The following is an 11,007-nucleotide window of genomic DNA, read 5'->3' as shown; positions in this document are numbered from 1 at the left end:
GGCCCGAGAAGGGCCGGGCCGCTCCGTCGTGACCGCGCCGCGGAGCCCGTCGCCCGGAGCCCGTCGCCCAGGAGCCCCGGCCGCCGTCCGCCCGCAGGGCCACCTCGCCGGACCACCTCGCCGGGCCGCTCCGCCGGGCCACCCGTCCACGACCGGCCCCGCAGGGCCACCCGTCCGGCGGTCCACTCTCCGGACGCATGGGCGTGGGGACTGCCCGGGGCGCTTCCCGGCGCCCGCGCCGGTTAGGCTCTTGGCGCAAGGACTACGGACGCAGACCTTGCGTTTCCCACGTCACTTCCCAGAAGGAGATGCTCGTGCCGTCGATCGACGTCGTCGTAGCCCGGGAAATCCTCGACTCCCGAGGCAACCCCACCGTCGAGGTCGAGGTCGGCCTCGACGACGGCAGCACCGGCCGTGCCGCCGTTCCCTCCGGCGCCTCCACCGGCGCCTTCGAGGCCCTTGAGCTGCGGGACGGTGACCAGAACCGCTACCAGGGCAAGGGTGTGGAGAAGGCCGTGCTCGCGGTGATCGAGCAGATCGGCCCCGAGCTGGTCGGCTACGACGCCACCGAACAGCGCCTCATCGACCAGGCGATGTTCGACCTGGACGCCACCCCCGACAAGTCGTCGCTCGGCGCGAACGCCATCCTCGGCGTCTCGCTCGCCGTGGCGCACGCCGCGTCCGAGGCGTCCGACCTTCCGCTCTTCCGCTACCTCGGCGGCCCGAACGCGCACCTGCTCCCGGTGCCGATGATGAACATCCTGAACGGCGGCGCGCACGCCGACTCGAATGTCGACATCCAGGAGTTCATGATCGCCCCGATCGGCGCGGAGTCCTTCTCCGAGGCGCTGCGCTGGGGTGCGGAGGTGTACCACACGCTGAAGAAGGTCCTGAAGAACAAGGGCCTGTCCACCGGCCTGGGCGACGAGGGCGGCTTCGCGCCCAGCCTGGAGTCCAACCGCGCCGCGCTCGACCTCATCCTCGAGGCGATCAACGAGGCCGGGTACGTGCCGGGCCGGGACATCGCGCTCGCCATGGACGTCGCCGCGTCCGAGTTCTACAAGGACGGCTCGTACGCCTTCGAGGGCAAGTCCCTGTCCGCCGAGGAGCTGACGGCGTACTACGCGGACCTCGTCGAGGCCTACCCGCTGGTCTCCATCGAGGACCCGCTGCACGAGGAGGACTGGGCCGGCTGGAAGAACATCACCCAGCAGCTCGGCTCCAAGGTGCAGATCGTGGGTGACGACCTGTTCGTCACCAACCCCGAGCGTCTCGCCCGCGGTATCGAGGAGGGCTCGGCCAACGCCCTGCTGGTGAAGGTGAACCAGATCGGTTCGCTGACCGAGACGCTGGACGCCGTCGAGCTGGCCCAGCGCAACGGCTTCAAGTGCATGATGTCGCACCGTTCGGGCGAGACCGAGGACGTCACCATCGCCGACCTGGCCGTCGCGGTGAACTGCGGCCAGATCAAGACCGGCGCCCCGGCCCGTTCCGACCGCGTCGCCAAGTACAACCAGCTGCTGCGCATCGAGGAGATCCTGGACGACGCGGCCCTGTACGCGGGCCGCAGCGCGTTCCCGCGTTTCCGCGGCACGGAGGGCTGAGACCGCCTGTGTCACCGCGTCCCCGGCCATGGTCCCGTACCGTGTCCGGGGACGCGCACGTACGTACGGGACGTACGACAGGTGACAGGGGAGTGTGGCCATGGCACGGACCGGAGACCGGGACGGCGCGCGTGACGGCGCCGGCGACCGCACCGGCGAGCGCCGCTCCCGTGACCGTGCGGAAGGCCGGACACCCGTCAGGGGGCCGGGAGTTCCCCGGCGCCGGGGCGGGGACGAGGGCACCGGCGGCGAACGCGCGGGAAGCGGGCGCCCGAGTGCCGGGCGGCCCGCGGCCGGCCGGAGCGCAGGCGGCCGGCCCCCCGGCGGCCGCTCCGCAGGCGGCCGCTCTGCCGGGAGCCGTTCCGGTGGCCGCTCCGAGGACCGGTTCTCCACGGCGACGCGGCTGCGGGTGCTCGGCGAGCAGACCGCCGCCCGCGTCTACCGCTCGCAGAGCCGCCGCCAGGCGCACCGCTCCCGGCTCACCGGTCGCGCCGCGTTCCTCGCGCTGGTGCTGTGCACGCTGGTCGTCGCGCTCGCGTACCCGATGCGGCAGTACGTGGCGCAGCAGGGCGACATCGCCGACCAGCAGCGGACCGCGCGCGACGCGAAGGCGCAGGTCGAGAAGTTGCGGGACGAGAAGGCCAGGCTCCAGGACGACGCCTACATCGAGCGGCTCGCACGCGAGCGCCTGCACTTCGTGATGCCCGGCGAGAAGGGGTACACGATGAACGCGCCGACCGCGGTCAAGCAGGAGCAGCAGGCGGCCGGTGCGGCGAACCGGCCGTGGTACGCGAACATGATGGACGACATCGACCACGCGGACGCGGCGGGGGCCGTCCGTACCGGCACCGGTACGGACGCGGGCGCCGGCGCGGCGAAGGGCGACGCGAAGAACTGAGGCCGCGGCCCGCGCGCGGTCCCCGACGAGCAGCAAGGCAGCACACAGCAGTCATGGAAACCCCACCTCCGCAGACCGGACGCACCGAGCCGCCGACGGCGGACGACGTCGCCGCTTTCAAGGCGCAGCTCGGAAGGCCGCCGCGCGGTCTGCGCGCGATCGCCCACCGCTGCCCGTGCGGGCTGCCCGACGTGGTCGAGACCGCGCCGCGGCTGCCGGACGGGACGCCGTTCCCGACCACGTACTACCTGACCTGCCCGCGTGCCGCGTCCGCGATCGGCACGCTGGAGGCGAACGGCGTCATGAAGGAGATGACCGAGCGCCTCGCGGCCGACCCCGAACTGGCCGCCGCCTACCGCGCCGCGCACGAGGACTATCTCGCGCGGCGCGACGCGATCGAGGTGCTCGCGAACTTCCCGAGCGCGGGCGGCATGCCGGACCGGGTGAAGTGCCTGCACGTGCTCGTGGCGCACTCCCTGGCCGCGGGCCCCGGCGTCAACCCGCTGGGCGACGAGGCGATCGCCCTGCTGCCCGAGTGGTGGCTCAAGGGCCCGTGCGTGGCGGCCGGGTCCGCCGGGGGCCGGTGCTCGCAGGAAACCACGACGGAGACGGAGACGGGCGAATGACCAAGGTGGCGGCGGTCGACTGCGGCACCAACTCGATCAGGCTGCTGGTCGCGGACGCCGACCCGGAGACGGGTTCGCTGACCGACCTGGACCGGCGGATGGAGATCGTCCGGCTGGGGCAGGGCGTGGACCGCACGGGCCGGCTCGCGCCCGAGGCGCTGGAGCGCACGTTCGCGGCGTGCCGCACGTACGCGGAGGTGATCGCCGAGCACGGCGTGTCCGGTGTGCGCTTCGTCGCCACGTCCGCGTCGCGGGACGCCTCCAACCGCGACGACTTCGTGCGCGGTGTCCTCGACATCCTGGGGGTGCGGCCCGAGGTCGTCACCGGTGATGAGGAGGCCTCGCTCTCCTTCACCGGCGCGACCCGTGAACTGTCCACGCACGAGAGCGCGTTGGTCGTCGACATCGGCGGCGGCTCGACCGAGTTCGTGCTCGGCGACGAGCGGGTGCGGGCGGCGCGCTCGGTCGACATCGGCTGCGTGCGCCTGACGGAGCGCCACCTGCTGCGTGACGGCGGGCTGACGGACCCGCCGACCGCCGGGCAGATCGCGGCGGTGCGCGCGGACGTCGAGCGCGCGCTCGACGAGGCCGAGGCGGTCGTCCCGCTGCGGGAGTCCTCGACGCTCGTCGGACTGGCCGGCTCGGTGACGACGGTCGGCGCGATCGCGCTGGGCCTCACCGCGTACGACTCGGCGGCGATCCACCGCTCGCGGGTGCCCTACCAGCGGGTCGAGGAGATCACGACGGCGCTGCTCACCGCGACGCACGCGGAGCGCGCCGCGAATCCGGTCATCCACCCGGGGCGGGTGGACGTGATCGGGGTGGGCGCCCTGATCCTCCAGGCGGTCATGGAACGCGCCTCGGCGGCCGAGGTCGTCATCAGCGAGCACGACATCCTGGACGGCATCGCCTGGAGCGTCGCGGAGGCCGCGCGCTGAGCCCCCGTGCCGCCCGCGCCACGGTACCGGGCGCGCTGTCAGAGGCCCCGGTAGACGTCCCGCCGGTCGCCGATCTTGATGACGAGGACGACCAGCCGGCCGTCGTCGACCTGGTACGCGACCCGGTAACTGCCCACCCGGAGCCGGTAGAGCCCGGACGGGCCGGTGAGTTTCCTGATGTCGGCGTCCTCGCGGTACGGATCGTCGCCGAGAGCCGTCAGCGCGGCGAGGATGCGCATGGCGGCCGGCCGGTCGATGGCCCGGAGCTGCCGTTGTGCCGCCGCGGTGAACCGGAACGCGTACTTCACGCCGCGCCTTCGGTCCGCTCGGTGAACAGGTCCGCCAGCAATTCGGCCATGGTCACCGTCGGGCCGTCCTGCGCCAGGACTGCCTCCGCCTCCCGGGCCAGCAGCGTGTCGGCCGCGTCTTCAAGGGAGTTGAAGTCCGCGATGGGCACCACGGCGGCCACGGGCTCGCCATTGCGTGTGATCACCGTGGGCGTGCCTTCCTCGGCGCGACGGATGTGATCCGCCAGGTGTGCGCGGGCTTCGCGAACCGTCACGATGTTCTCCGTCATGACGCCAGTGTACGCGCGAGTGTGTACACGCGTGAGTGCGTCGTGCAGCCTCGGCGGCCGAGGTCGTCGTCAGCGAGCACGACATCCTGGACGGCATCGCCTGGAGCGTCGCGGAGGCCGCGCGCTGAGCCCCTGTGCCCGCCCGCGCCGCGGTCCTGGGCGGGGGTGTGGCGGGTGGTCCGAAGCCGTCCCGCGCGGCCTCCATCAAAACTTCGTGAAGTTCTTCACAAGGAAAATTGCCCTCTCGGGCCCGGCATGTCCGCCGACGGGGTGGAAAGGCTCTCCACGGAGCGGGGACCGGCACGAACGAGCGGACCAACTCGCGTGCCGGCAGGGTGAACCCGGGGTGCCCCCGCCCCCCTGGCGAACGGCGGAGCGGCAGCTCAGCACGGGTGTGACCGGCGTACGTACCGTCCGGTAGGGATGCGGCCCCGCGGGCACCCCCGGCAAGGGGACGCGCAGGGTAACACACCCTGTCCACCTTCTTGTGAAGGGGCTCACGAGTGCACCCCCCGGGGCAGGTGGATACTCGATGGCATGAGCACCACGGAGCGTCCCAGGATCCTCGTTGTAGGCGGTGGGTACGTTGGCTTGTACGCGGCTCGTCGCATTCTGAAGAAGATGCGGTACGGCGAAGCGACCGTCACGGTCGTGGACCCGCGCTCGTACATGACGTATCAGCCCTTTCTTCCCGAAGCCGCGGCCGGGAACATCTCGCCTCGGCACGTCGTCGTCCCGCTGCGGCGCGTGCTGCCCAAGGCTGAGGTACTGACAGGCCGCGTCACCACCATCGACCAGGACCGGAAGGTCGCCACCGTCGCGCCGCTCGTCGGCGAGGCGTACGAGCTGCCCTTCGACTACCTGGTGATTGCGCTCGGCGCCGTCTCGCGCACCTTCCCGATCCCCGGCCTCGCCGAGCAGGGCATCGGCATGAAGGGTGTCGAGGAGGCCATCGGCCTGCGCAACCACGTACTGGAGCAGCTCGACAAGGCCGACTCCACGACGGACGAGGAGATCCGCCGCAAGGCGCTCACCTTCGTCTTCGTCGGGGGCGGCTTCGCCGGCGCCGAGACCGTCGGCGAGGTGGAGGACATGGCCCGCGACGCGGCCAAGGACTACACCAACGTCAAGCGCGAGGACATGCGCTTCGTCCTCGTCGACGTCGCCGACAAGATCCTTCCCGAGGTCGGCCCGAAGCTGGGCACCTGGGGCAAGGAGCACCTGGAGAGCCGCGGCGTCGAGATCTACCTCAAGACCGGCATGGACTCCTGCGTCGACGGCCACGTCGTCCTGAACAACGGCCTCGAGGTCGACGCGAACACCATCGTGTGGACCGCGGGCGTCAAGCCCAACCCGGTGCTCGGCCGCTACAACCTCCCGCTCGGCCCCCGCGGCCACGTCGACGCCGCGGCCACGCTGCAGGTGCAGGGCACCGACTACATCTGGGCCGCGGGCGACAACGCCCAGGTCCCGGACATGGTCGGCCGCAAGGCGGGCAACGAGAACGCCTGGTGCCCGCCGAACGCCCAGCACGCGCTGCGTCAGGCGAAGGTCCTCGGCGACAACGTGATCTCCGGCATGCGGGGCTTCCCGCAGCGGGAGTACAGCCACGCCAACAAGGGCGCTGTGGCGGGCCTCGGCCTGCACAAGGGCGTCGCGATGATCGTCTTCGGCAAGACCAAGATCAAGCTGCGCGGCCGGCTCGCCTGGTACATGCACCGTGGCTACCACGGCATGGCGATGCCGACGTTCAACCGCAAGATCCGGGTCATCGCCGACTGGACCCTCGGCATGTTCCTCAAGCGCGAGGTCGTGTCGCTGGGCGCCATGGAGACGCCGCGCGAGGAGTTCTACGAGGCCGCGAAGCCGGCCCCGAAGCCCGCGGTGGCCGCTGCCCCCGCCGCTCCCGCCGAACCCGAGAAGGCCAAGGCCGTCTGACCCGCGGCCCGGAACACCCCGCGAGGGGCGCACCGGGCACGAGGGTCCTCCAGGCCGGCTCAAGGACGCGCCGGAAACACCCCAGAACCGAGAAGGGGGGCCGCCATCCGTGGTGCGGGCGGCTTTCTCACGTCCGCTCCCGGCCCGGCCGGGTACGGTCACGTCCGGGCACGCCCGAGTCTGCCCGCCCGTCATCCGCCTGTGGCAAGGTACGTGGTAAGGGCAGGTATTTTGCCGTCCCCTTACGCTCCAACGGGATCGCAACGGGACTCCCGCGGTGTTTACGTGGTGTTGAACAAAACCAGACCTGAACACGGAGGTGCGCCATGGCCGACGCCGCGTCGCGGCTGTCCGCTCTGACAGAGGAGCTGATCGGGGGGCCGCCCCCGGTGCGCATCCGGGCGTGGGACGGCAGTACGGCCGGCCCCGCGGAGGGGCCGACCGTGGTGATCCGCAACCGGCGGGCCCTGCGCCGCATCATGTGGAAGCCGGGCGAGCTGGGCCTCGCGCGGGCCTGGGTCGCCGGGGACATCGACGTCGAGGGCAACCTCTTCGAGGTGCTCGACCGGCTGGCCGGGTTCATCTGGGAGCGCACGGACGCCGAGCAGGGCAGGCTGTCCGTGCTCGATCCGAAGGTGCGCTCGGCGGCGAAGCAGTTCCTCCAGCTCGCGGGCCCCCCCCCGCCGCCCCCGCCGCCCCCCGCGGGGGGGGGGGGCCGCGCGGGCGGGGGGGGCACCAAGCGCCGTGACAAGCAGGCCATCAGCCACCACTACGACGTCGGCAACGACTTCTACGAGATGGTGCTCGGCCCCTCGATGGTCTACTCGTGCGCCTACTGGGACGACGCGCCGGACTTCACGCTGGAGGACGCCCAGCGCGACAAGCTCGACCTCGTCTGCCGCAAGCTCGACCTGGAGGAGGGGCAGCGGCTCCTCGACGTCGGCTGCGGCTGGGGCAGCATGGCGCTGCACGCGGCGCGCGAGTACGGGGTCCGCGTCACGGGCGTCACGCTCTCCCGCGAGCAGGCCGCGTACGCGCGAAAGCGCGTCGCCGACGAGGGGCTGACGGACCGTATCGACATCCGTGTCCAGGACTACCGGGACGTCAAGGACGGGCCCTACGACGCGATCTCGTCGATCGGCATGGCGGAGCACGTCGGCTCCGTACGGTTCAGGGAGTACGCGGACGACCTGTACGCGCTGCTCAAGCCGGGCGGCCGGCTGCTGAACCACCAGATCGCGCGCAGGCCGCTCGCGCACGACGAGGCGTACGAGATCGACGCGTTCATCGACCGCTACGTCTTCCCCGACGGGGAACTCGCGCCGGTCGGCCGGACGCTCGCCACCCTGGAGGAGGCCGGCTTCGAGGCCAGGGACGTGCAGTCCATCCGCGAGCACTACGCGCTGACGCTGCGCCGCTGGGTCTCCAACCTGGAGGAGCACTGGCGGGACGCGGTGCGCGCCACGTCGCCCGGGCGCGCCCGCGTATGGCGCCTGTACATGGCGGCGTCCGCGGTGTCCTTCGAGCGCAACAAGATCGGCGTGAACCAGATCCTCGCGGTGAAGACGACCGAGGACGGCGTCTCGGGGACTCCGCGCAGGGCACTGAACTGGCGCTGAAATGGCCCCGGACCGGCGCTGAACCGGCCCTGGATTGGCGCTGCACCGGCTGTTTCGGCCGGCGCGCCGGATGCGCGCACAGCGGGCGCGGGTCCCGGAGGGAACTCCTCCGGGACCCGCGCCCGTCGCGTACTCAAGGGAGCGTGTGAGCCGCGTGCCTGGTCCAGCCGCCTAGTCGGTCTTGACGGCCGTGAGCATGTCCAGCCGGGCCGCGCTGCGCGCGGGCCACACCGACGCCAGGACGCCGACCACACCGGACAGCGCGAGGAAGACCAGGATGCGGCCCCATGGCAGCTCCAGCGCGTAGCCGGGGATCGAGTTCTTGAACGTCTGGCCGATCGCCCAGGCGATGAAGACGCCGAGCCCGATGCCGAGTACCGCGCCGTACAGCGAGATCACCACGGCCTCGACGCGCACCATCCGCTTGACGCCCGGCCGGTTCAGGCCGATCGCGCGGAGCATGCCGATCTCCTTCTGCCGTTCGAAGACGGACATCGCGAGGGTGTTGACGACCCCGAGCACCGCGATGATCAGGGCCATCGCGAGCAGCCCGTACAGGATGCCGAGGGCGGTGTTGACGGAGCCGCCGTAGTCGTTCCTGATGTCCTGCCGGTCCTCGACCTGGTAGGCGGGGTTGTCGCCGAGCGCGTGCACCAGCGCCTTCTCGTGGGCGGCGCTCGCACCGCCCGCGGTCTTCACCCACACGCCCTCGGAGAAGTGCTCGGACTCGTGCCCGGCGACGACGGAGGTGGAGACGACCAGCGGGGCGAGGAGCCCGTTGTCCTTGAACGTGGCGCCGATGCGCAGCGTGCCCTTCCGGTTGTCGTCGTAGGTCACCGGCAGCGTCTGCCCGACCCGCCAGCCGTTGTGCTTCGCGGTGGTCTCGGCGACCGCGATCCCGCCGTCCGCGAGGGTCCCCGCGGAGCCGTCGACGATGTCCAGGGTGAGCACCCGCTGGACGTCGCCGGGGGTGACGGCGGACACCGAGTCGTAGCTGCCGTGCACCCGCAGGGTCGCGTCGTCCTGCCGGGAGACCGCCGTGACGCCGGGCGTGTGCGCGAGCTTCGTGCTGAGCGACGTGTCGAGGCCGGCGCCCGCCGCCGACGAGATCCGGTAGTCGGCCCGTACGTTGTCGGTGGTCGACCGGTCGACGGCGCCCGCGAGCGTCACCGCGAGGACCGTGATCCCGGTGACCAGCGTCAGACCGATGGCGAGCGCGGAGGCGGTGGCTCCGGTGCGGCGCGGGTTGCGGACCGCGTTGCGGCTCGCCAGGGTGCCCGGCGTACCGGACAGGGCGCGCACCAGCGGGCGCACGAGCGCCACCGCGGGCCGCGACAGCAGCGGGATCAGCACGATGACACCGAGGAGCAGTACGAACGCGCCGCCCGAGATCAGCTCCCTGCCCGAGTCGCCGCCGGCGGACGCGCCGCCCGCGATACCGGCGGCGCCCAGCGCCGCCAGGACGCCGCCGCACGCGTTGCGTACGACGAGCGAGCGCGTCGCGGCGGGCAGATGGGCGCTGCCCATCGCCGCGACCGGCGGGATCTTCGCCGCGCGCCGGGCCGGCAGCCAGGCCGCGAGCAGCGTGACGAGCACGCCCACACCGAACGCGGCGAGAACCGCGTCGGGGCCGACGACCAGCGGCCCCGCGGGGAAGCGGGTCCCGAACGCCCCCGTCGCCGAGCGCAGTCCGACGGCGAGCGCGATACCGAGCAGGAACCCGAGGACGGACGCGGCGACGCCCACGATGGCCGCTTCGGCGAGGACCGACCTGCGCACCTGCCGCCGGGACGCGCCGATGGCCCGCAGCAGCGCGAGTTCCTTGGTGCGCTGGGCGACGAGCATCGTGAAGGTGTTGGAGATCAGGAAGATGCCGACGAAGAGGGCGATGCCGGCGAAGGCCAGCAGCATCTCGTTGAGGGAGGACAGGCTCCGGGCCGCGGCGGACGCCTCGTCGGCCGCCAGCCGGCTGCCGGTCTGGGCGGTCGCGTGGGGCGGCAGGAGCGGCTTCACGGCACGCAGGACGGCTGCCTCGGAGACGCCGTCGCGCGCCGTGATCGAGGCGTCCATGTAGGTGTCGGCCTGGACAGCCTTCTCAGCCTTCTCAGCCTGGTCGGCCTGGTTCTTCGCGTCGTCGCCGGTGCCCTTCGCGGCTGCGCGGCCCGTTCCGCTTTTGTCTCCGGCGGCGGCGTAGAGGCGCTGTGCCTCGGCCGTGTCGAAGAGTACGAGGCTGCCACCGGCCTCCACGGCACCGTCGCCGGTGCTGAAGATGCCGGAGAGAGTGTACGTACGGACCGGTCCCTCGGAGGCGACGCGGATTCTGTCGCCCACGTGGTAGGGGCCGTCGGCGGCGGACTGCTTGTCCAGGGCGATCTCGTGCGCGTCGCGCGGCCCGTGGCCCTGCTGGAAGTCGTACGAGGGGTCGCGGCCCTGGGCGCCGGGCGCGAAGTTGCCGCCCTCGTTGGACCAGCCGCTGCCGATGAGTTCGCCGTCGCGGTCCGCGACACCGGCGAAGCCGTGGACGCGTCCGGTGACGGAGGCCACGCCGGGAGCCGCGCGCAGCCGGTCGAGATCGTGCGCCGTGAGCCGGTGGTCGTCCTCGGTCGAAACGGAGACGGCGACGCCCGCGTAGTCCTTGGCCGTCTGGTGGGCGAAGGCGCGGCCGAGGCTGTCGGTGAACACGAGTGTGCCGGACACGAACGCGACGCCGAGCAGGATGGCGAGGACGGTCATGAGCAGGCGGGCTTTGTGGGTCAGGACGTTGCGCAGAGAGGTGCGGAGCATGGAGGGGTCCCGGGGGAGGGGGC

Annotated in this window: 9 protein-coding genes; 6 read left to right on the top strand and 3 right to left on the bottom strand. The window is 72.1% G+C overall.

Annotated features, from left to right (window positions below; translation table 11 throughout):
• Positions 1-308: 308 nt before the first annotated feature.
• From eno to LCE31_RS29405, 4 genes are all read left to right on the top strand, one after another.
• Complete coding sequence (eno, locus tag LCE31_RS29420) at positions 309-1,604, top strand: phosphopyruvate hydratase (RefSeq protein WP_225019593.1); 1,296 nt, start codon at positions 309-311, stop codon at positions 1,602-1,604.
• Between the two features lie 403 nt (positions 1,605-2,007).
• Positions 2,008-2,502 carry an FtsB family cell division protein gene (locus tag LCE31_RS29415; RefSeq protein ID WP_225019595.1) on the top strand — a complete coding sequence of 165 codons (495 nt, stop codon included), beginning with the start codon at positions 2,008-2,010 and terminating at the stop codon, positions 2,500-2,502.
• 53 nt (positions 2,503-2,555) lie between these two features.
• On the top strand, positions 2,556-3,128 hold the full coding sequence (locus LCE31_RS29410) for a DUF501 domain-containing protein (RefSeq protein WP_225019591.1): 573 nt from the start codon (positions 2,556-2,558) through the stop codon (positions 3,126-3,128).
• Complete coding sequence (locus LCE31_RS29405; protein ID WP_225019589.1) at positions 3,125-4,066, top strand: Ppx/GppA phosphatase family protein; 942 nt, start codon at positions 3,125-3,127, stop codon at positions 4,064-4,066. Before LCE31_RS29410 ends, LCE31_RS29405 begins: the two co-directional genes overlap by 4 nt.
• Before the next feature lie 38 nt (positions 4,067-4,104).
• On the opposite strand, the gene LCE31_RS29400 is transcribed toward LCE31_RS29405, so the two are convergent.
• Complete coding sequence (locus tag LCE31_RS29400) at positions 4,105-4,374, bottom strand: type II toxin-antitoxin system RelE family toxin (protein WP_225019588.1); 270 nt, start codon at positions 4,372-4,374, stop codon at positions 4,105-4,107.
• Positions 4,371-4,643: a type II toxin-antitoxin system Phd/YefM family antitoxin gene (locus LCE31_RS29395; RefSeq protein WP_225019586.1), complete on the bottom strand. Its 273-nt coding sequence runs from the start codon at positions 4,641-4,643 to the stop codon at positions 4,371-4,373. Before LCE31_RS29395 ends, LCE31_RS29400 begins: the two co-directional genes overlap by 4 nt.
• Positions 4,644-5,180: 537 nt before the next feature.
• On the opposite strand from LCE31_RS29395, the gene LCE31_RS29390 reads away from it, so the two are divergent.
• Both LCE31_RS29390 and LCE31_RS29385 read left to right on the top strand, forming a co-directional pair.
• Entirely contained in the window at positions 5,181-6,581 is a 1,401-nt protein-coding gene (locus LCE31_RS29390; protein WP_225019584.1) for an NAD(P)/FAD-dependent oxidoreductase, read from the top strand.
• A 326-nt stretch (positions 6,582-6,907) separates the two neighbouring features.
• Positions 6,908-8,200 (top strand): SAM-dependent methyltransferase, encoded by a 1,293-nt coding sequence (locus tag LCE31_RS29385; protein ID WP_225019582.1) that lies wholly within the window; start codon positions 6,908-6,910, stop codon positions 8,198-8,200.
• Between the two features lie 171 nt (positions 8,201-8,371).
• Here LCE31_RS29385 and LCE31_RS29380 read toward each other — a convergent pair whose 3' ends face one another.
• Positions 8,372-10,984, bottom strand: coding sequence for an ABC transporter permease (locus LCE31_RS29380; protein WP_225019580.1), 2,613 nt, complete (start codon positions 10,982-10,984; stop codon positions 8,372-8,374).
• Between the last annotated feature and the right edge of the window lie 23 nt (positions 10,985-11,007).

Source organism: Streptomyces sp. 8L, from assembly GCF_020176795.1.
In the GTDB taxonomy this organism is placed as follows: Bacteria; Actinomycetota; Actinomycetes; order Streptomycetales; family Streptomycetaceae; genus Streptomyces.
The sequence above is the reverse complement of the archived record's forward strand: the minus strand, read 5'-3'. Positions and strand labels throughout refer to the sequence as shown.

Excerpts from the sequence above, each read along its gene's own strand:
- LCE31_RS29395 (WP_225019586.1), bottom strand. The coding sequence starts at position 4,643 with ATGACGGAGAACATCGTGACGGTTCGCGAAGCCCGCGCACACCTGGCG.
- LCE31_RS29385 (WP_225019582.1), top strand. The coding sequence starts at position 6,908 with ATGGCCGACGCCGCGTCGCGGCTGTCCGCTCTGACAGAGGAGCTGATC.
- LCE31_RS29405 (WP_225019589.1), top strand. The coding sequence starts at position 3,125 with ATGACCAAGGTGGCGGCGGTCGACTGCGGCACCAACTCGATCAGGCTG.
- LCE31_RS29390 (WP_225019584.1), top strand. The coding sequence starts at position 5,181 with ATGAGCACCACGGAGCGTCCCAGGATCCTCGTTGTAGGCGGTGGGTAC.
- LCE31_RS29380 (WP_225019580.1), bottom strand. The coding sequence starts at position 10,984 with ATGCTCCGCACCTCTCTGCGCAACGTCCTGACCCACAAAGCCCGCCTG.
- LCE31_RS29410 (WP_225019591.1), top strand. The coding sequence starts at position 2,556 with ATGGAAACCCCACCTCCGCAGACCGGACGCACCGAGCCGCCGACGGCG.
- eno (WP_225019593.1), top strand. The coding sequence starts at position 309 with ATGCTCGTGCCGTCGATCGACGTCGTCGTAGCCCGGGAAATCCTCGAC.